This window comes from Exiguobacterium sp. (genome assembly GCF_020832205.1).
In the GTDB taxonomy this organism is placed as follows: domain Bacteria; phylum Bacillota; class Bacilli; order Exiguobacteriales; family Exiguobacteriaceae; genus Exiguobacterium.
In genome coordinates this window covers 13,043-31,327 of the sequence record NZ_JAFIFD010000013.1, presented here as the reverse complement: position 1 = coordinate 31,327, position 18,285 = coordinate 13,043, and the positions used below count along the sequence as shown (strand labels likewise).

Genomic DNA, 18,285 nt, shown 5'->3' with positions numbered 1-18,285 from the left:
GACGGCTGAACTGTCCGTCAAATGCTCGGAAATGGGCGGGACAGTTTCAAGCAGCGGGCATTGACAGATTTTTTTACGTAGACGTAAACTAACGAAGGGAGGGAAAGAAATGAAACAGAGAGAAAAAGGCGCATATTGGCGCATGATTCGTCCGCATACGCTGACGGCAAGTTTTATCCCGGTGCTACTCGGGACGTTCATTGTCATCGGCGAGGTCGAATTGAAGTGGGGGCTGTTTATGGCGATGCTCATCGCCTCGGTCTTGATTCAAATCGCAACGAACTTGTTCAATGAATATTACGACTACAAACGCGGGCTCGACCACGAAGGCTCGATTGGGATCGGGGGTTCGATCGTCCGTGACGGCTTTACGCCGGGGCAAGTGCTCGCAATCGCCCTCGGAATGTACGGTATTGCCGCCGCGCTCGGCTTGTACATCGCCGCGTCGACGAGCTGGCATCTATTATGGATCGGGGCGCTGTCGATGGTTGTTGGCTATTTGTATACGGGCGGTCCGTTGCCGATTGCCTATACCCCGTTCGGCGAACTCGTTGCCGGAGTGTTCATGGGTTACGTGATCATCGGCATTTCGGGTTACATCCAAATTGGCATGGTGACGACAGAGCTGCTCATCGTTTCATTCCCGATGGCGTTGTTGATCGGTGCGATCTTACTTGCCAACAACATCCGAGATTTGGATAACGACAAAGAGAACGGCCGACGGACGATCGCGTGTCTCGTCGGACATCGTCGGGCTGTGCTCGTCTTGGCAGGTTTTTTCGTGGCGGCATTGGTCGGGATTCTCGTCGGTGTATTTGTGTATGGCGTGACGCCGTGGGTGTTGCTGTCGCTCTTCACGGTTCCGCTCATGATTCGCGCAGTGAAGCGGTTTTGGGTGAAACGCGAACCGGTTGAATTGATGCCGGCGATGGCGATGACAGCGAAAGTCAACACACTGTTCGGGGCGTGGATGGTCATCGGTCTGATGGTCGCCCGCTTGATCGCATAACGTAAAGGAGTGGGGAAAATGTCAGTCGTTAAAGAAATGTTAGCGTTCAACGAACGATTCGTGACGGAAAAACAGTACGAGCAGTTCGTATCCGATAAGTTTCCAGATAAAAAAATCGTCATTTTGACGTGTATGGACACACGATTGACAGCTTTATTGCCACAGGCGCTCGGACTGAAAAACGGGGACGCCAAAATCATTAAAAATGCAGGGGCCGTTCTATCGCATCCGTTCGGTTCGGTCATGCGTTCGATTCTCGTCGCGTTATATGCGCTCGGGGCGGAGGAAGTGATCGTCGTCGGACATTATGACTGCGGGATGGCCGCCATCGATCCGAATGCGGTCATCGCTGAGATGGAGCGCCGGGGGATCGACCCTCAGACGCTTCAAACGCTCAAAGCGTCCGGCATGGACTTGGAGAAGTGGCTGCATGGATTCGATTCGGTCGAGGCGAACGTTGTGAACTCGGTCAGCTTGATTAAAAATCATCCGCTCTTGCCGCCAGAGACGAACGTTCACGGGTTTGTGATCGATCCCGGGACAGGTCGCCTCGACGTCGTCGAAGTGTGATAAACGATAGAAAACGGGCGGACTCGCAAGAGTCCGCCCGTGTTTTGAGTCATCCGTATGTGTTGATCGGGATGTCTTTATAATCATCGTCCGAGTCTTTCGACTTGGACTTTTTGTTTTTCTTATAGTTGCGCTCGTATTCCTGTTCACTTGGTGACTTGAAGAATTTCATCCACGTGGCGTTGATCTCGGAACCGATTAAGATGATCATGCCGGTCAACTGGAGCCACAAGAGCGTCACGATAATTCCGCCGAGCGATCCGTACGTCGAATCGTAGTTTCCGAAGTTCGACACGTACAGACTGAAGCCGAGTGAGACGAGTTGCCACGTGATGACCCCGAAAATGGCGCCCGGAATCGTACTTTTCCAAAACACGTGTTGCTGAGGCGCGATTTTATAAAAAATCGACAATGTCAAAATCAAGATGACCGTCGTCAACGCGTAGCGGAACACATTGATCAAGACGACCTCGGCTCCGCTGACGGGAATGAACTGGGTGACGAACGAGATGATTTGAGAGCCGAAGACGTTCGAGACGATGAGGAGCAATACACCGACACCGAGTAGGAACGTCAAACCGAGGGCGATTCCTTTACTGACAAAGAATTTGCGCTCATTGTCTTCGCCGTATGCGTGAATCGCCATGTTGATCAACCGTTCGACCCCTTTCGAGGCCGACCAGATCGCTAAAATCGCACCGATGGAGAGGAGCCCGCCGCGCGGTTCCCCGAGCGCTTCAAAAATTCCTGACAAGAACTCGGTCGCGGCCGCACCTGGGGCCAGGTTGTTCAACTGTTCTTGGAACGACGCCTGTGTGATGTCAAAGAACGACAGTAAGGCGAGGATAAAGATGATTCCTGGGAAGATTGACAAAAACCAAAAAAAAGCGAGCGTCGCACCAAAATCTTGGACGTTGTGCTCTTTAAACCGGCGAAGTAGCTCTTTCCCAAACGCGAGCCAATTCTTTTTATCTTTCACTTCTTTCGTGTCCATAGCATACCTCCTGAACGTTATCGTTAGAAACCATCTTCCCGCTTTGTCAGGAGGTTACACCATGAATTCAGTCTTCGGCCAATGTTTTATCGTAAAAACGCTCTTTGTTTTGGCTGAGCAGTTCTGCGAGGGAAGGTGGACGGACCGGAAGATGGCTAAGCGCACTCCGTTTGATCCACATCGGCGTGTAGGATCCTTCCGTTTGTTCGGCCACGAACTCTTCACCGGTCCCGGTGCCGAATTACCCGCCAGTGACGCGAGCCCAGTAGTAAGGGTTCAATTCACCGTTGAAAGCGACGAGGGCGGCGACGCCTTCGAGTTCGACGTGTACGCCGAGTTCTTCATACGCTTCGCGCACGGCAGTCTCTTCGGTCGTGTGTCCATATTCGACGCCACCGCCGGGAAAGACGTAGTATAAGACGTCCTGTTTTTCGCGTCGAATCAAGGCGACTTCATCATGCTCGTTGAGGAGAATAATGGCGCTTCGTTGTTTTGTTCTAACCAATGGAATCATTCCTTTCGATTGTGAGGCGAGAACAAAACGCATCGACGCGATGGCCGATGCGTTTTGTCAGTCTCGTGTAGGCTGTTCAAGTGATGCGTACATGTCAGGTGTCAATCCATTGTCGTGCGAGGCGATGACTTTTCCGGCGACGCGCATTCCGAGACGGAGGGCGTCTTCGATCGAGTGATGCTTCATCAGTTCGGAAATGACGGCTGAGAAGAAAGAATCTCCCGCGCCTGTCGAGTCAGCGACTTTCACTTTCGTCGTTGGTACATGACCTTGCTCGTTCGTACGAAGGTCGACATAGACGGCGCCGAGCTCGCTCATCGTGACGATTGTGAGCGGGGCGCCTTTCATGGCGAGTACTTCAGCGACGCGGAGGGCATCGTCAACCGTGACGATCGACATGTCCGAAAGGATCTCGGCTTCTTCACGGCTGCAGATGAAGCCTGTGAATCCTTGGAGCAAATGACGATTGCGTTCGATGACCGAGAGATGACCGCACACGCCGTACAGCGGGAGCTTCATCTCGCGGCAAAGTTCAATCGTTTCGTTCAAGACGTTGACCGATAAGTCGAGGTCAATGGCGACGGCTTCGCTCTCGGCGAATACCGTATCGATGCGACGGAGGATGCATTGTTCCATCATCGCCTCATCCGGCTGTTTCGAGATGGACGTCTGAAGGTCACCGTTGTTGTCCATGACTGCGAGCCACATGCCCATACCGTTGTCTTCAAGCAAGTCGACGTGGTCGACGTTGACGTTCAAACCACGGAGCTCTTCGAGTACACCCATTCCGATTTGATCGTTCGTCACAGTCGAGACGAAACGGACATCGTTTCCGAGGACGCCTAAATTTTGAGCGACATTACGACCGGTACCACCGTTTGAGAATGTAATATCACCGACGTTTTTCGCATCTTTATGGAGCGGGGCGAACGAGGTCCCTTTAATATCGACAAATACTTTGCCGATCACTGCAATCGTATTCATAACTTGTACCACCTTTAGCCATTCTGCCTTCTATTTCGGTCTGCTAGACACATTGTTTCCATTATAGCGAAATCGACAATTGCTTTCAATGACGGTTTCGTGACTTGTCGAAATTTGTCAGTCCCACGAAGAGCTGAGCAGCCGGAGACCGTTCAAGATGACGAGGATCGTCGAGCCTTCATGCCCGACGACGGCGAACGGCATGACGAGCAGTTCGAAAATATTCGTCACGATCAAGACGAGGATGACGCCGAGAGCGAAGACGACGTTTTGTAAGACGATCCGGTTCAACTTGCGCGACTGTTCGATCGCCGAGCTTAAACGGACAAGGTCGTTTTTCATGAGGACGACGTCTGCCGTCTCGAGCGCCGCGTCCGTTCCTTCCCCCATAGCGATGCCGACGTCTGCCGTGGCGAGAGCGGGAGCGTCGTTAATGCCGTCACCAATCATTCCGATCGAACCGTACTCTGCCTTCAACAACTTGATTTGTTCGACTTTCTCATCCGGCAGACACTCGGCGATATAGCGGGTCAAACCCGCTTCTGACGCGATGGCCCGTCCCGTCGCCTCATTGTCGCCGGTGATCATGATCGTTTCGATCCCGAGGCGGTTCAAACGCTCAATCGCTTGTTTTGCTTCCGGCCGCAACGTGTCGCGGAGGGCGAAAGCCCCGAGGGTGTGGGTTTCGTCACTGATGAAGACGAGCGTATGGCCGGCTTCTTTCAATTGTTCGACTTCGTCAGGGAAAAAGTCACCGCTCGCATCTGCGAATTTTTGTTTGCCGACCCGGTATGTGACGCCGTCAATCATTGCCTCGATGCCTGAACCGGTGACGTCTTTAAACTGCTCCATCGTACCGGTATGTTTGCCCGTGAACTGCACGAGCGCCTCGGCGAGCGGGTGCATCGAGTGCTCTTCGATCAAACTGACGATACGGTACACGTCAGCTTGGCTGAAGTTTGGGTGAAGCAGTACGGTCTGCACTTCGGGTTTTCCGATTGTGAGCGTGCCGGTCTTGTCGAAAGCGATCGCTTTGAGCCGACCCATGTTTTCGATATGGACGCCGCCTTTGAACAAGATGCCGTGTTTGGCTGACGAAGCGATGGCGGCCAGAGCGGCCGGAGTGATCGCTGCGACGAGCGCGCAAGGAGAAGCGACGACGAGAAGGATCATCCCGCGATAGATGCTCGTCTCGAGCGACCAAGGAGTGAAAATCGGTCCGAGCAAAATGATGGCCGCGACGGAGAACAAGACGACTTGGACGTAACGTCCTTCATACCGGTCGATGAACTGAGCGGACGGTGACTTTTCTTCCTGCGCTTGTTGGACCATTTGAATGATTTTCTGGAACAGCGTCTCTGTAGCGAGTTTTGTCACTTCGAGCGTCAAAACACCGTTCAAGTTCACGCTTGAACCGAAGACTTCGTCCCCGACGTTGCGGTCGACCGGGATGGATTCACCTGTGATCGCGGCTTCCTCGATTGAGGCACTGCCGCTCAAAATCCGACCGTCGACCGGGATTCGTTCCCCGGGGCGGACATAAATCCGGTCCCCGACCGACAGTTCGTCGATATGCACGACATCTAAACCGCCATCATCGTTGAAGCGTGTCGCTTGTTCCGGTTGCAGTTCCATCAGCGATTCGAGGGCGCGCTCGTTCTTGTTCAACGTGTACGTCTCGAGCGCACCTGACAAGGCGAAGATGAAGATGAGGATGGCGCCTTCCATCCAATAGCCGATGGAAGCGGCCCCGATCGCGGCGATGATCATCAACAGCTCGACGTTCAGCGAACGTGTTTCCCACGTGTCGGTCAATCCTTCCTTTGCTTTGGCGTAGCCGCCGATTAAAAAGGCGGTCAAGTAGAGGGTGACGTGAATCCAAGAAGCTCCAACTTGTCTTTCGGCGATATATGCGAGTACAATCAATACACCGCTGATGAGCGCCATGATGAGCTCGATATGTTCGAACCAACTTGCCCGTTTGAAGACGTGGCTTTTTTCGTGTGTGACCGTTGATGTGTTCATGAGGCACCTCTTTCTAATTGAGAATATATATCATTCAAATGATAATGAATGAGGATGATTATCATTATATTTCACCTGTTTTAGGCCTTTTTAAGGTTTCTCGTCTCTTCCTTATTTATAATGATTATCATGTAAGTTCATTTTATCATGGAATAGAACAACTCACAAACTAAAAGATTAAGGAGATTTCGTGTCATGCCCAACTTCTTTCAACGACCTTGGACCGTTACGTTATTGGCGTTGCTTAATACGTTTTTATGGGGAAGCGCCTTCCCGTTCATTAAACTGAGCTACGAGGAACTTGAGATCGGGGCGGATGAGTACGGACAACAATTGATTTTTGCCGGCGAACGTTTCTTACTCGCTGGATTGTTGCTTTTGTTGATCAGTCGGACGGTCTTTAAACGGCCGATCCATTTGACGGTCGAACGCGTGAAAGCGTACGCCCATCTCGGTGCGTTTTTGACGTTTTTACAGTACTTGTTCTTTTATGTCGGCTTGTCACTGTCGACGGGGGTGCAAGGTTCGATCATCGCCGGGTCGACCTCGTTCTTCCAAATGGCGCTTGCTCATTTCCGTTATGAAGACGACCGGTTGAACCGCTTGAAAGGAATCGCGCTCACACTCGGGTTCTCGGGTATCGTCATCGCCAACTGGCCGTCCGCGAGTTCGGAGATCGGTTTTGGAGTTGGGGAAGTGCTGCTCATTATGGCCATGATTTCAGGGGCGTTCGGTAACTTGATTGCAAAAGATTACTCGCGTAACCATGACGTCGCACCGATGACGGCTTGGGCAATGGTCATTGGCTCGGTCGGGTTGCTCGTCGTCGGCATGGTTCTCGACCCGAGCGGCATCTTCTTGCCATACACGATGAAAACTTACCTGTTCTTGCTCTACTTGGCTCTTCTATCCGCAATCGGGTTCACGTTATGGAACACGCTCATGAAACATAATCCGGTCAGCCGGGTGTCGCTCTATATGTTCTTTGTTCCCTTATTCGGAGTAGTGTTATCGAGTATCATGCTCGGAGAGACAATTCCGTGGAACGCACTCATCGGATTGTTGTTCGTCATTTCGGGAATTTACTTATCGACGTACTTTCAAGGACGTAAACGGTCTGTGAGTAAATGAGATGGAGGCGCGGTTGACGGAATTGTGTTCTCATGGCAAAATATATTAAAAATTCTGAATTCTTTCAGTTCACTGTCAGTCTTCGTCGTAAAGACTTGCGTACACAGATTGGTAAAGGAAGGAGGAAGAGAACGTGACTAGAAACCATATTGTCCGCAACATACTCGTCTCGCGTCAGCCGCGTGATGAGTACGTCAAGTACGTGATGAAGTGCGTGAGTCGGGGGTTGAAGGAACACCATGATCAGGTGGATGCGCGCGCCGTGAGGCAAGGCGACGACATTCAGACGAAATGGCAAATCAACGATCGGGTCATCGAGGTGACGCTCAAGTCGGACGTGTTGGCCACACTTGAGACAGAACCGTTCGCGCTCGATGAAGTATTCATTCAGGCGTTCGAGCGAAATGACGTACGCGTTGGTCCGGCGAGAGAATAAACGACAAGGGATGGTGCTCCGGCGAGCGCCATCCCTTTTTAGATGTCAATCGGTTTGGCTTTGGCCGCGAACAGGCTGACAGCGAGGATGCCGAGAATGAGTGCATACATGAGGAAGTACACTTCTTTTGGCAAACTGATCCAAAACGCCCCGATCATCGGGCCGCTGATCGACCCGACGCTGAACGCGATGCTGTAAAGCATGTTCCCGGTCGGCAACAACGAGCGTGGCAACACCTCGGTCATATGGGCGAGTCCGAGCGAGTAGGTTGAACCGAGTCCGGCACCTGCTAAAGCAAACAAGACGAGCAGCCATATGTAATGGTCGACGGCCAAATTCGCGAGTGCGAACAAGATCGTACCGAGCGTCAAAACGATTTGCAGGATGCGTTTCTTCCCGAAATGGTCGGCGAGACGCCCGAGCGGGAGCTGCACGATGATGGAGGCGACGATGAACGTCGTGATGAGCGTACTCGTCTGGGCGAGCCCGATGTCGTTTCGCACAGTGAAAATAGGTAAGTTCGCGTTCAAGCTGGCTTCAAGAAATCCGTATGTAAACGCAGGGAGCAACGTGTAACCTGCCCCGACGAAGACGAGGCGAATTCTGCCTGTCGAATCGGTCTTTACTTTCTCGGCTTCAGGGAAGTCATTATCGACTCTAAAGATTAAAAAGAGAGACGCGAGACAGAAGAAGATCAACACGAGGAACGGCAGCCAAAAGTGAACGTCGACGAGCGGTGCGATGAGCGGACCGACGGCAAAGCCGAGGCTGAAAGACATACCGTAATACGCCATCGCCCGGCCTAGGCTCCGTTTCTCGCTCACAGACGTCACCCACACTTGCGAGCCGTAATGGAGCGCGGAATCCCCAAAACCGATGACGAAGCGCAGGATGGCCCAAGATAACAGCGTTGGCCATAACGGCAAGAAAAACGTGGCGAACGCCGTTAAGACGATCCCTAACACAATCGTCGGGCGAAACCCGTGTTTGCGGACGAAACGCTCTAAGAGCGGCGCCGATACGATGACACCGAGATAGAGCATCGTGGCGTTTAGTCCGTTCAGCCACGCCGGGTTGCCATCGCGTTCAATGAGCGTCGACAACAGCGGGATGAGGGCACCTTGAATCAAACCAGAAATAAATACGATGAGCAATAAAATCGAAAAACGAAACCGCTGCATAGTTCACCTCATCTTTACATAGTAAAAAGCTGAGAAGGTTCTCAGCTTTTTGTTTCGTCGATTGGTTGGGAGAGATGGTTCAAATGTAAGAGCTCGTCGTCCCAACTGCCTTGACTGAAGACTTCATCACGGTCTACTTTGTCTGAAACGAATGCGGCTGTCAATAAGATGCTGAGCACACCACCGAAGATGATGATGGCCATGACGGTTATCATGAATACATAGATCGCTGTCATCTTTACACACCTCGATTCAGTTTAGATACTAAATATTTCCCCTTGCGAAGGAATTAAAACGGTTCGGCGACACGTTCTCGGAAGTCGACGTTCGGATAATAGGCTTGCTTAACGAGCGCGTTCGGACCGAGGCATTTGACGGCTGGACAATGGCACGATAACGAGGCGTTCAGTGCGCTATTCGTCCACGTCTCATACGCTTCTTGGAACGAAGTGTCATAAAGTGTCCCGAGCGATCCGAGCTCGTCGCCGAAATCGGTGACGATGATCTCGCCGTCGAATATGTTCGTGTTCAGGCGCGATCGTCCGTCCGGGTCGTTTCGAACCGTGACGTTTTTTGCTTCGTGGAGCCGCTTTAACAGCGCACGGTCTTCTGGAGCGTCCGAGCAGGCATAAAACGGCAACGTCCCGAATAACATCCAGACGTTTTCATCGCGCACATCGAGCAGATCGTGGATGGCTTGGCGAATGTCCGGGAGCGAGGCCGATTCGAGCGCGCTCGCGAAGTCGGCAGGGTACATCGGGTGCACCTCCATACGCTGACAGCCGAGCGAGACGATTTCTTCATGAATCTCCTTCAAATGAGGAATCGTCCGTTTGTTGAGCATCGTCTCGGCCGATACGATGATGCCTTCTGACGTGAGCGCCCGGGCGTTCGCTTTCATCGTCTGGAGCATCTTCAAACGCGCCTCTTCACTCGGTTTTCGGTCCATCATCGCAAAACCGCCTTCTAAAAAGTCGGCGTCCGTTCCCCAGTTGTGGGAAATGTGCAAAACGTCGAGGTAAGGGGTAATAAGATGATAGCGAGACAACGGGAGTGTCAAGTTCGAGTTGATTTGAGTCCGGGCCCCGCGTTCTTTCGCGTAGCGAAGGAGCGGGACGACGTAGTTTCGGACCGACTTCATCGACAGCATCGGCTCACCGCCGGTAATTGAAAATGCGCGCAAATGTTTAATCTCGTCGAGGCGGGAGATGAGCAGCTCGAGCGGCACTTCAGGGGTTTCGGTCTGGTCGAGCATATAGCCGACCGCACAATGCTCACAGCGCATGTTGCATAGTTTGGTCGTCGTCACTTCGACGTTCGAAAGGACGAGGCGACCGAACTCGGTTTGATCGAGGTATGCTTCCCACGGATCAAACGTTATCGAGATGTTTTCCATGTTGATTCCACCTTTTCATCTAGTCACACGAAATAGTATGCTATAATAACAACTCTTTGTCACGAACCAAAGGAGCGATCATGAGATGGGTAAATCACGCACAGATACGGCTGGAAAAATGAACGTATTAAAATCGAGAACGGAATTGCTCTGTCTATCAGTCAATACGTTGGACGAGTTCACGACGCCAGAAGATTTGCATCGCCTGCTAGCTGATATTGATTCCTTACGCGCGAAAGTCGTGCGTTACGCCAAAGATTTAGAACAAGGATCTCGAAAGGATGAAACACATTGAAACTGATCGTAGGAGATTACAAGAGCGTCACCGCTGAACGTCTTGGCATCAACGGGGAAGGGATTGCGACCATCAATCGAATGGTCGTCTTTATTCCGAACCTATTGCCAGGCGAAGAGGCGAAAGTGGAGATTACACGCGTCGAGCGCAACTATGCTGAGGCACGTGTCGTCAAGCGCGACAACGCTTCACCGGAACGGGTCAAGCCGCCGTGCCCGATTTACGACGAGTGCGGGGGCTGTCAGATTCAACATATGAGCGCCCGTTTGCAAATGGAGTATAAAGAAGAAATCGTGCGCAACGCGTTCCGTCAAAAGACGAAGCTGAACGTCGATAAGTCCGACATCCGTCCGACAAAAGGGATGGACGATCCTTGGTATTACCGGAACAAATCGCAGTTCCCGCTCAGCGTCCGTCGCGGCGAAATCGTATCGGGTCTGTATAAACCGAATTCGAACACACTCGTTCCGATTGAACACTGTATGGTCCAACAGCGCGACACGACGAACATCAACAACGCCATCGTCCGCATTTTGAACGAACTCGACATCCCGGTGTACGATGCGAGACGCGACACAGGCTTTGCCCGTACCGTCGTCGTCCGTTCAGGTTATAAGACGAACGACGTTCAAGTCGTCCTCGTCGTCGGCCATGAGGACGTGCCGGACTTAGACGAACTGAGCGAGCGGATTATGGCGCTTCCGAACGTCGTCTCGTTCCATTTGAATATCAATTCGAACCGTTCAGGCGTCATTTTCGGATATCGCACCGTGCATATCGCCGGGCAAGAGAAGATGGACGAGCAACTTGATGACGTCCATTACCACTTGTCGCCGCGCGCATTCTTCCAATTGAACCCGGCGCAGACCGAAGTCATGTACCGGGAAGTCGTCGAAGCGGCCGGTTTGACCGGCGAAGAACGTGTCATCGACGCGTACGCCGGCGTCGGTTCAATCGGGCTTTGGCTCGCTCCGCATGCCAAGGAAATTCGCGGAATGGAAGTCGTCCCGGAAGCGGTCGAGGATGCGAACGCGCACATGCGTGAAAATGGCTATAGCCACGCGACGTACGTCGAAGGCCGGGCCGAGCATTGGATTCCGCGTTGGGTGAAAGACGGATGGATTCCTGACGTCATCGTCGTCGACCCGCCACGTACCGGTGTGGACCACCAACTTTTAAACGCGATCATTTCTTCGAAAGCGCAACGACTCGTCTACGTGTCGTGTAACCCACAGACGCTCGCCCGTGACGCGGACCAACTTATGAAAGCCGGATACAAAGTGAACTACGTCCAGCCGTATGACATGTTCCCACAAACGGCGCACGTCGAATCGGTTGTCGTCTTTGAGAAAAAGAAAAAGAAAAAATATTGACGGGACGGTGAAAACGCTTGCTGAGAAAGCGTTTTCACGTTATAGTTCAGATGTCAGACTTCTTTTTATCAATAGAAGCGGAGGAACATCAGATGATCCCACATGAAAAAGTGCAAGAGCTCGTCCATAAAGCGATTGACGCACGGTCACGCGCCTATACACCTTATTCGAAGTTCAACGTCGGTGCAGTCGTCATCGATGAGACGGGAAAAGAAGTGTCAGGCTGTAACGTCGAGAACGCGTCTTACGGTTTGTCGATGTGTGCGGAACGGACCGCCATCTTCAAGGCCGTTTCGGAAGGCAGCAAGACGATCGAGACAGTCGTTGTCGTCGGTGACACGGATGGTCCGATCTCGCCGTGCGGCGCCTGCCGTCAAGTCATCGCCGAGTTTGCGAGTGACGACTTCACGTTGATTTTGGCCAACATGGCCGGAGACACGAAAGTGATGACAAAAGAAGAGATGCTCCCATACGGGTTCTCGCCAAAAGATTTAACATAATAAAGGATGCGGAACGAGTTCCGCATCCTTTATTATGTGTTGTCATATTTTTTCTCGCTAACCGAGTCGTCTTTTGAGTGTCGTTTTCGTTTCTCGTCTTTTACTTCTTGATTCAGTTCTTCGACTGGAATCGGGTCGACCGTTTCCATGCCTTCCTGGTCGAAGATGCTGTCTTTGTCCGTATTGACGGCGTCCGGGTTGTCGAACGGACGTTTTGACGGGTGTTCACGTTTTTTCATCCATGTCGCCTCCTTGTGTTGACTGTTATTCCACTTTCACAATTTATGTAAACGCTTTACGAAATGGTTTCGATTCGGAAGAACTGTGGAATTATCCGTACATAGTGACTAAGGAGGGGTAGTGTATGGATAAGAAAGTTTTAATGGGCATCGTGCTCGGCGTCGCAGGTGCAGCGCTCGTGGCACCGAAAGTGGCGGCCTTGTTGACACAAGACCGTGATGAGGACACATGGAGCAAGATGGACCGGATGGAGAGCGTCGACTCGGACAAGGATGAGGCCGAGGAAGGGCTCACGCAACTCGATTCGAATCACCGGGCCGAGTGGCAGGCAAACGGATTCCCGCAGACGCACGCTGAACGCGAGCGCCTCATGAACGAATCCGAAGAGTCTTTCCAAGGCAAAGACATATGAAAAAGGCAGCCGCGGCTGCCTTTTTCATATGTCGAACTCGTCGTCCGGCAATAACGGGAGACCGAGTGAGACCGTCGTCCCATGACCGACTTCCGACGTGAAGTGCATGGAGCCGCCGTGACGTTCCATAATATGTTTTGCGATAGCGAGACCGAGACCGGTGCCGCCGTCTTCTCGCGTCCGGGACTTGTTGACGCGGTAGAACCGTTCAGTCAACTTGTCGAGGTCTTCTTTCGGGATGCCTCTCCCTTCATCACGGATCTCGGTGATGGCATACCCTTCCTCGGCGAACGTCTTCACATGAATCGATTTGCCGGCGTCCGTGTAACGGAGGGCGTTGTCGAGCAAGTTCCCGACGACTTGCTCGAGGCGGTCGTGGTCACCGAGGATGATGAGTTCGAAATCGAGGTCCGTCTCGATGGCGACCCCTTTCGCATGGGCGATCGGTTCAAACCGGTAGAGCACGTCCTCGAGCACTTGCGAATAGACGACCGGCTCTTTCGTCATCGGATAAGAGTCGCGCTCGAGCTGGGCGAGGTCGAGCAAGTCGGTGACGAGGCGTTGCAATCGATTCGTCTCGTTTTCGATAATCTCGTAATACTGTTTCCGCGTCTTCTCATCAATCGATGGGTCTTGCAACATCTCCGTGTAGCCGCGGATGTAGGAGAGAGGGGTGCGGAGTTCGTGGCTGACGTTCGCCAAAAACTCTTTCCGTTGCTCTTCGACGAGACCGAGCGACTCGGCCATTCGGTTGAGCGTCTCGGCGAGCTCACCGATCTCATCGTCATAATAGATGGGAATGCGGTGTGTGAAGTCACCTTTGGCATACACTTGGGACGCCCGTTTCATCTGAATGAGGGGCTGAATGATCGTATCGATGATTTGAGTGCCGAAAATGAGCAAGTTGACGATCATCAACACGAGCAAAAACGTGATCATGAGTCGGATCGGCTGAAACGGCTCGCTGATTTTACTGAGCTCCATATAGAGGATGAGCGCGTTGTCGAGTTCACCGTCACGGATGAGCGGGAAGGCGGACATGAGAATATCGACATCCTCGGTCGGGTGCTTGCGGGTGACCGAGATGGCGTACCCGTCCTGGAGGCGTGCGAGGTCTTGCTCCCGTAGAAACGTCTTGCCCGAACCGAGACCATCTTCTTTGACGGAAGACAAGAACACTTTCGTCTCGGTCAGTTCGTTCGTGTACGTCATACTGTCCGAGAACGCGTCGGAGAACCCGTCGGCTTTGTAGATCGTGACGAGTTTCTCCCCGCGGTTGATCAGCAGCTCTTCTTGCGTCTGGATGTAGAACTTGTCGTACAAGTAAAACGTCATGATGATGAACACGAACGCGGAGAAGAGGCTGGCTGTCCAGATGGTAATCCAAATCCGCTTCCGGATCGTGTATTGCTTCATACGTTCGCCTCGAACTTATAGCCGATCCCCCAGACTGTTTGAATATAGCCGCCCGCTTCTCCGAGTTTGAGACGAAGCGTTTTAATGTGCGTATCGACCGTCCGGAGGTTGCCGTGGTACTCGGTCCCCCAAATCTGGTCGAGCAGTTGTTCCCGAGAGAACACTTTATCTTCGTTCGTGATGAACAAGTAAAGCAGGTCAAACTCTTTTCGAGTCAAGTTGACCGTTTTTCCTTTGACGCTGACGGCCCGGCCTTCAATGTCGATGGATAACACGCCGACGTCGAACGTCGCTTCTTGTTCTTTCGAGAAGTTGTGCGTCCGGCGAAGCGTCGCTTCAATACGGGCGAGCAACTCGCGTGGGCTGAACGGCTTGGTGATGTAGTCATCCGCACCGATTTTCAAGCCGTGGATCCGGTCGAGTTCTTCCGAACGTGCGGTGAGCATGATGATCGGGACGTTTGAGAACTCACGAATGCGCATGCATGCCGTGAGACCATCGAGTTCCGGCATCATGACATCGAGGAGGACGAGATGAAACGGCTGTGCTTTTAAAAGTTCGATCGCTTCGAGACCGTTTGTCGCGGTGACCGTCTCGTAGCCTTCCTTTTCTAAATTCGAAACGAGCAAATCCCGCATTTGTTCTTCATCATCGGTAACTAAGATACGAAACACTGGTTCTGACATGATTCATTCTCCTTTACAAAACAGTTAACAGGGCATGTGACAAATCCCTCATACTTCTATCATACCTATCTCTTCGAATTAGAACAGAAATATTCATTGGCGTAAAGTTGTCCTCACGCAATCCACACAAAAACGCCACAAAAAAGCCAATTCTTTGTCAGAATTGGCTTATGCTTCGAGTTGGGCCTCGTACGTATGGTCGAATTCAGGCGCATGAAGCGAGTGCAAATAGAGTTGGAAACTCGACTTCGACACTTCGTACAATACGTATTCGACTTCCCCTTGATTGATTTCGGCTAAAAGCTCCGAGCGAATATCATTGGCGCAAAACGCGTACGGCAATTTCTCGGCCGCGGCGATGGAACGCTCGTTCGATTTCCGGATTTTCAAAAACACACTTTCAATATCAAGCTCGAAGAACAGTTCGGAGAAGAACGTTTCTTTCGCGACTTGATTGTAACCTTTCCCGTGATACGGTTTGCCAAGCCACGTACCGAGGAATCCGTAGCCGGACTCCACATCGAACAAGCTGATCGTCCCGATTGGGGTACCAAACTCGTTCGTGATGGTGCGTGAGATGATGTTTCCTTGCTCTTCTAGCTCGATAATTTGCTTCGTGCTAAATAAAAACTCGTCAAAGTGGACCGTCTTTTGACGGACATACGGAAAGACATCTGGGTGTTGCATCAGTTCGAACAACTCCGCGCAGTCGGTGAGCTCACGAAATTTGAGCACCTTTACATTCCTCCTCCTATTTCAGACCGCTGAAGAATAGTCGTAACGAAAGCATACTTCTGGCTTCGCTGTTCGAACCGCCTTGGTTGCTTTATGAAGTTACAAGATAATTTTATATAGAATTTTTAAAAATGCAAGTAAATTATACGTAAAAACGCTTATGAAAAATAATGAAAATTAGTCCATCTCATGATGCGTTCTAGCACGCTCTGTCGCGTAGACGATTTGACCATCGACGATCGTCATAATCGGCTTTGACATATAGTCGAGCGGGAAGTGACTCCAGAGCACGAGGTCGGCATCTTTCCCGACTTCAAGCGACCCAACCCGGTCTGCGACACCGAGCGACTCGGCCGGGTGAATCGTGATGGCACGGAGGGCGACATCGACCGGCAAACCTTCACGCGCAGCGAGTCCGGCACATAGATTCAAGTATTGGACCGGGGTGTACGGGTGGTCGGTCGTGATCGATACGATCATGCCGTGCTCATGTAAGATGCGATACGTCTCCCATGTCTTGTTTTGAAGCTCGATTTTTGATTTTCGGGTGAACGTCGGCCCGACGGTGACGTGTTTCACGCCGAGTTCGCGTAACTTCTCGGCGACTAAGTGACCTTCTGTGCAATGCTCGATGCGGTAGTCGAGATCGAACTCTGCGGCGAAACGCACGACCGATAAAATATCGTCGGCACGGTGGGCATGGACGCGGACCGGCATCTTCCGGTCGAGAGCAAGCTGGATCATCTGGCTGCCGAACGTGCCAATCGTCTTCGTCGAGTCGACGGTACGGAACGCCTCGCGGAGAAGACCCATAATCCCCATCCTCGTTAAATCTCCCGTTTTCCCCATACTGTGAATGCGCTTCGGGTTTTCACCGAGAGCCATCTTGAGACCAGCGTAGCGTCGGAGAATCATATCTTCGATGAAACGTCCGTGCGTCTTGATGACGCTCGTGACACCGCCGATGACGTTCATGCTGCCGGGCATGACTTGGACGGCTGTTACGCCGGCCATGAGCGCCTCCTGGAAACCTTCGTCAAGCGGATAGACGCCGTCGATGGCACGGGCGTGTGGTGTCATTGCTTCGACCGTTTCATTGGCATCGTTACCGACTGAACCGGTCCCTTCATCATACAGACCGAGGTGTGTATGGGCGTCGATAAACCCTGGAAACAAGAAGTTGCCTTCCGCCTCGACGACGCTCTCGCCGTCCATCGGGTCGAGCAGTTCAGCCATCTCCACGATTTTCCCATCGCGGACGCGAAGGTCTCCGTAAAAATGGGGGGCGGTGATCGGATAAATATGGGCGTTGCGAATTAACAAATTACTCACGTGTCGTATGTCCTCCTCAAGTTAAATGTAACAGTTGTTTTAGCGCAGGCTCGAGCGTCTCATAGCGGAACTTGAACCCATGGTTGAGCGCTTTCGTCGGGACGACTTTCGCCCCTTCTAAGACGATGACACTCTTTTCACCGAGGGCGACCTTCATGAGCGGGGCCGGGGCGGGGAACCAATGGGGGCGGTGCATGACGCGGGCGATCGTCTGTCCGAACTCGTCCATCGTGACCGGGGTCGGCGCAGTCCCGTTGACAGGCCCTTCAATCGTGTCAGTCTCGATGATATGGACGAAGAGCCGGACGAGGTCGTCTAAATGAATCCACGGGACCCATTGCTCCCCAGATCCGATTCGGCCGCCTGCGCCGAACGTGTATGGCAACTTCATGAGCGGGAAAGCACCGCCGTCATTGGACAAGACGACGCCTGTCCGCATCAAGACGAGCCGGATGCCCATGTCTTTGATCGGGTCGGCCTCTTGTTCCCACAAGACGCAAACGTTCCCTAAGAAGTTTGTCCGATCCGGAAGCGGTGTCGACTCTGAGTAAGTGATCGACCGATCTTCTCCGTAAATCCCAATCGCCGAGCCGCTAATGACGACGCTTGGTTTTCGTTTCATATTTTTAATGATCCGGACGACTTCTTTCGTGCCGTCGATTCGACTTTGGAGGATGGCTTGCTTTTGTTTATGCGTCCATCGTCCATCGTTGATCGAGGCGCCTGCCAAATGGATGAACGCGTCCACGTCTTGGAGTGCGGTTTCGGGATGACTGTCTGGTGTCAACCATTCGACAAAGGAGATGCCCCCTTGCCGCGGGCGCGGATTACGCGTCAAGACGACGACTTGGTGGCCGGCTTCGGCGAGCGCACGGACGAGCGGGCGGCCAATGAGCCCGGTCCCGCCGGTGATTGCAATTTTCATAAAGTCTCCCTCCAGTATATTGAAGCGATTTCAAAACGGGTATGAGTCCCATAAAGCGGACCGTTCGTAGTAGTGAATACCCTTTCTTCTAACTTATCAAAAATCCTTCTCGAACGGGGAACGTGATATGT

General features: G+C 52.3%; 22 protein-coding genes. 8 read left to right on the top strand and 14 right to left on the bottom strand.

What is annotated here, in order from left to right; translation table 11 throughout:
• Positions 1-109 precede the first annotated feature (109 nt).
• Both JJU47_RS02320 and JJU47_RS02315 read left to right on the top strand, forming a co-directional pair.
• Positions 110-1,009 carry a 1,4-dihydroxy-2-naphthoate polyprenyltransferase gene (locus JJU47_RS02320; RefSeq protein WP_228615931.1) on the top strand — a complete coding sequence of 300 codons (900 nt, stop codon included), beginning with the start codon at positions 110-112 and terminating at the stop codon, positions 1,007-1,009.
• 18 nt (positions 1,010-1,027) lie between these two features.
• Positions 1,028-1,579: a beta-class carbonic anhydrase gene (locus JJU47_RS02315; RefSeq protein WP_228615930.1), complete on the top strand. Its 552-nt coding sequence runs from the start codon at positions 1,028-1,030 to the stop codon at positions 1,577-1,579.
• Between the two features lie 49 nt (positions 1,580-1,628).
• Here the strand turns inward: JJU47_RS02315 and JJU47_RS02310 are convergent, their stop codons facing one another.
• From JJU47_RS02310 to JJU47_RS02290, 5 genes are all read right to left on the bottom strand, one after another.
• Positions 1,629-2,573, bottom strand: a complete 945-nt coding sequence (locus tag JJU47_RS02310) for a YihY/virulence factor BrkB family protein (protein ID WP_228615929.1) — start codon at positions 2,571-2,573, stop codon at positions 1,629-1,631.
• A gap of 67 nt (positions 2,574-2,640) precedes the next feature.
• Positions 2,641-2,787: a hypothetical protein gene (locus JJU47_RS02305; RefSeq protein WP_228615928.1), complete on the bottom strand. Its 147-nt coding sequence runs from the start codon at positions 2,785-2,787 to the stop codon at positions 2,641-2,643.
• Between the two features lie 27 nt (positions 2,788-2,814).
• On the bottom strand, positions 2,815-3,078 hold the full coding sequence (locus JJU47_RS02300) for an NUDIX domain-containing protein (RefSeq protein ID WP_228615927.1): 264 nt from the start codon (positions 3,076-3,078) through the stop codon (positions 2,815-2,817).
• Between the two features lie 66 nt (positions 3,079-3,144).
• Positions 3,145-4,071: a carbohydrate kinase family protein gene (locus tag JJU47_RS02295; RefSeq protein ID WP_228615926.1), complete on the bottom strand. Its 927-nt coding sequence runs from the start codon at positions 4,069-4,071 to the stop codon at positions 3,145-3,147.
• A gap of 117 nt (positions 4,072-4,188) precedes the next feature.
• Positions 4,189-6,096: a heavy metal translocating P-type ATPase gene (locus JJU47_RS02290; RefSeq protein ID WP_228615925.1), complete on the bottom strand. Its 1,908-nt coding sequence runs from the start codon at positions 6,094-6,096 to the stop codon at positions 4,189-4,191.
• A 195-nt stretch (positions 6,097-6,291) separates the two neighbouring features.
• Between JJU47_RS02290 and JJU47_RS02285 the strand changes: the two genes are divergently transcribed.
• Together JJU47_RS02285 and JJU47_RS02280 are read left to right on the top strand one after the other, a co-directional pair.
• Positions 6,292-7,227, top strand: coding sequence for a DMT family transporter (locus JJU47_RS02285; protein ID WP_228615924.1), 936 nt, complete (start codon positions 6,292-6,294; stop codon positions 7,225-7,227).
• 133 nt (positions 7,228-7,360) lie between these two features.
• Positions 7,361-7,663, top strand: coding sequence for a hypothetical protein (locus JJU47_RS02280; RefSeq protein ID WP_228615923.1), 303 nt, complete (start codon positions 7,361-7,363; stop codon positions 7,661-7,663).
• Between the two features lie 38 nt (positions 7,664-7,701).
• Here the strand turns inward: JJU47_RS02280 and JJU47_RS02275 are convergent, their stop codons facing one another.
• From JJU47_RS02275 to yfkAB, 3 genes are read right to left on the bottom strand one after another with little or no spacing between them, the layout of a single operon-like run.
• A complete protein-coding gene (locus JJU47_RS02275; RefSeq protein WP_228615922.1) occupies positions 7,702-8,844 on the bottom strand; it encodes an MFS transporter in 1,143 nt (380 codons plus the stop codon).
• A 41-nt stretch (positions 8,845-8,885) separates the two neighbouring features.
• The gene (locus JJU47_RS02270; RefSeq protein WP_024371616.1) at positions 8,886-9,080 is read right to left on the bottom strand and encodes a hypothetical protein; all 195 of its coding nucleotides are present in this window, start codon (positions 9,078-9,080) and stop codon (positions 8,886-8,888) included.
• A gap of 53 nt (positions 9,081-9,133) precedes the next feature.
• Positions 9,134-10,240 carry a radical SAM/CxCxxxxC motif protein YfkAB gene (yfkAB, locus tag JJU47_RS02265; protein ID WP_228615921.1) on the bottom strand — a complete coding sequence of 369 codons (1,107 nt, stop codon included), beginning with the start codon at positions 10,238-10,240 and terminating at the stop codon, positions 9,134-9,136.
• An 85-nt stretch (positions 10,241-10,325) separates the two neighbouring features.
• On the opposite strand from yfkAB, the gene JJU47_RS02260 reads away from it, so the two are divergent.
• From JJU47_RS02260 to JJU47_RS02250, 3 genes are all read left to right on the top strand, one after another.
• Complete coding sequence (locus JJU47_RS02260) at positions 10,326-10,535, top strand: hypothetical protein (protein WP_228615920.1); 210 nt, start codon at positions 10,326-10,328, stop codon at positions 10,533-10,535.
• The gene (gene rlmD / locus JJU47_RS02255) at positions 10,532-11,908 is read left to right on the top strand and encodes a 23S rRNA (uracil(1939)-C(5))-methyltransferase RlmD (RefSeq protein WP_228615919.1); all 1,377 of its coding nucleotides are present in this window, start codon (positions 10,532-10,534) and stop codon (positions 11,906-11,908) included. The genes JJU47_RS02260 and rlmD overlap by 4 nt, the downstream gene beginning before the upstream one ends.
• Positions 11,909-12,000: 92 nt before the next feature.
• The gene (locus tag JJU47_RS02250; protein ID WP_366511928.1) at positions 12,001-12,408 is read left to right on the top strand and encodes a cytidine deaminase; all 408 of its coding nucleotides are present in this window, start codon (positions 12,001-12,003) and stop codon (positions 12,406-12,408) included.
• A 32-nt stretch (positions 12,409-12,440) separates the two neighbouring features.
• On the opposite strand, the gene JJU47_RS02245 is transcribed toward JJU47_RS02250, so the two are convergent.
• Positions 12,441-12,647, bottom strand: a complete 207-nt coding sequence (locus JJU47_RS02245; RefSeq protein ID WP_228615917.1) for a hypothetical protein — start codon at positions 12,645-12,647, stop codon at positions 12,441-12,443.
• A gap of 125 nt (positions 12,648-12,772) precedes the next feature.
• Here JJU47_RS02245 and JJU47_RS02240 point away from each other — a divergent pair, with 125 nt between their 5' ends.
• Positions 12,773-13,060: a hypothetical protein gene (locus tag JJU47_RS02240; protein WP_228615916.1), complete on the top strand. Its 288-nt coding sequence runs from the start codon at positions 12,773-12,775 to the stop codon at positions 13,058-13,060.
• Between the two features lie 24 nt (positions 13,061-13,084).
• On the opposite strand, the gene JJU47_RS02235 is transcribed toward JJU47_RS02240, so the two are convergent.
• The 5 genes from JJU47_RS02235 to JJU47_RS02215 form a co-directional block, all read right to left on the bottom strand.
• Entirely contained in the window at positions 13,085-14,476 is a 1,392-nt protein-coding gene (locus JJU47_RS02235) for a sensor histidine kinase (protein WP_228615915.1), read from the bottom strand.
• Positions 14,473-15,162 carry a response regulator transcription factor gene (locus JJU47_RS02230; RefSeq protein WP_228615914.1) on the bottom strand — a complete coding sequence of 230 codons (690 nt, stop codon included), beginning with the start codon at positions 15,160-15,162 and terminating at the stop codon, positions 14,473-14,475. The genes JJU47_RS02235 and JJU47_RS02230 overlap by 4 nt, the downstream gene beginning before the upstream one ends.
• A gap of 168 nt (positions 15,163-15,330) precedes the next feature.
• Positions 15,331-15,897: a GNAT family N-acetyltransferase gene (locus JJU47_RS02225; RefSeq protein WP_228615913.1), complete on the bottom strand. Its 567-nt coding sequence runs from the start codon at positions 15,895-15,897 to the stop codon at positions 15,331-15,333.
• A gap of 177 nt (positions 15,898-16,074) precedes the next feature.
• Positions 16,075-17,229, bottom strand: a complete 1,155-nt coding sequence (locus tag JJU47_RS02220; protein WP_228615912.1) for an amidohydrolase — start codon at positions 17,227-17,229, stop codon at positions 16,075-16,077.
• Positions 17,230-17,245: 16 nt separating this feature from the next.
• Positions 17,246-18,154: a TIGR01777 family oxidoreductase gene (locus tag JJU47_RS02215; protein ID WP_228615911.1), complete on the bottom strand. Its 909-nt coding sequence runs from the start codon at positions 18,152-18,154 to the stop codon at positions 17,246-17,248.
• Positions 18,155-18,285: the final 131 nt, after the last annotated feature.

Coding starts and splice junctions, on each gene's coding strand:
- JJU47_RS02320 (WP_228615931.1), top strand. CDS start 110: ATGAAACAGAGAGAAAAAGGCGCATATTGGCGCATGATTCGTCCGCAT.
- JJU47_RS02315 (WP_228615930.1), top strand. CDS start 1,028: ATGTCAGTCGTTAAAGAAATGTTAGCGTTCAACGAACGATTCGTGACG.
- JJU47_RS02310 (WP_228615929.1), bottom strand. CDS start 2,573: ATGGACACGAAAGAAGTGAAAGATAAAAAGAATTGGCTCGCGTTTGGG.
- JJU47_RS02295 (WP_228615926.1), bottom strand. CDS start 4,071: ATGAATACGATTGCAGTGATCGGCAAAGTATTTGTCGATATTAAAGGG.
- JJU47_RS02290 (WP_228615925.1), bottom strand. CDS start 6,096: ATGAACACATCAACGGTCACACACGAAAAAAGCCACGTCTTCAAACGG.
- JJU47_RS02285 (WP_228615924.1), top strand. CDS start 6,292: ATGCCCAACTTCTTTCAACGACCTTGGACCGTTACGTTATTGGCGTTG.
- JJU47_RS02275 (WP_228615922.1), bottom strand. CDS start 8,844: ATGCAGCGGTTTCGTTTTTCGATTTTATTGCTCATCGTATTTATTTCT.
- JJU47_RS02270 (WP_024371616.1), bottom strand. CDS start 9,080: ATGACAGCGATCTATGTATTCATGATAACCGTCATGGCCATCATCATC.
- yfkAB (WP_228615921.1), bottom strand. CDS start 10,240: ATGGAAAACATCTCGATAACGTTTGATCCGTGGGAAGCATACCTCGAT.
- JJU47_RS02260 (WP_228615920.1), top strand. CDS start 10,326: ATGGGTAAATCACGCACAGATACGGCTGGAAAAATGAACGTATTAAAA.
- JJU47_RS02250 (WP_366511928.1), top strand. CDS start 12,001: ATGATCCCACATGAAAAAGTGCAAGAGCTCGTCCATAAAGCGATTGAC.
- JJU47_RS02245 (WP_228615917.1), bottom strand. CDS start 12,647: ATGAAAAAACGTGAACACCCGTCAAAACGTCCGTTCGACAACCCGGAC.
- JJU47_RS02240 (WP_228615916.1), top strand. CDS start 12,773: ATGGATAAGAAAGTTTTAATGGGCATCGTGCTCGGCGTCGCAGGTGCA.
- JJU47_RS02235 (WP_228615915.1), bottom strand. CDS start 14,476: ATGAAGCAATACACGATCCGGAAGCGGATTTGGATTACCATCTGGACA.
- JJU47_RS02230 (WP_228615914.1), bottom strand. CDS start 15,162: ATGTCAGAACCAGTGTTTCGTATCTTAGTTACCGATGATGAAGAACAA.
- JJU47_RS02215 (WP_228615911.1), bottom strand. CDS start 18,154: ATGAAAATTGCAATCACCGGCGGGACCGGGCTCATTGGCCGCCCGCTC.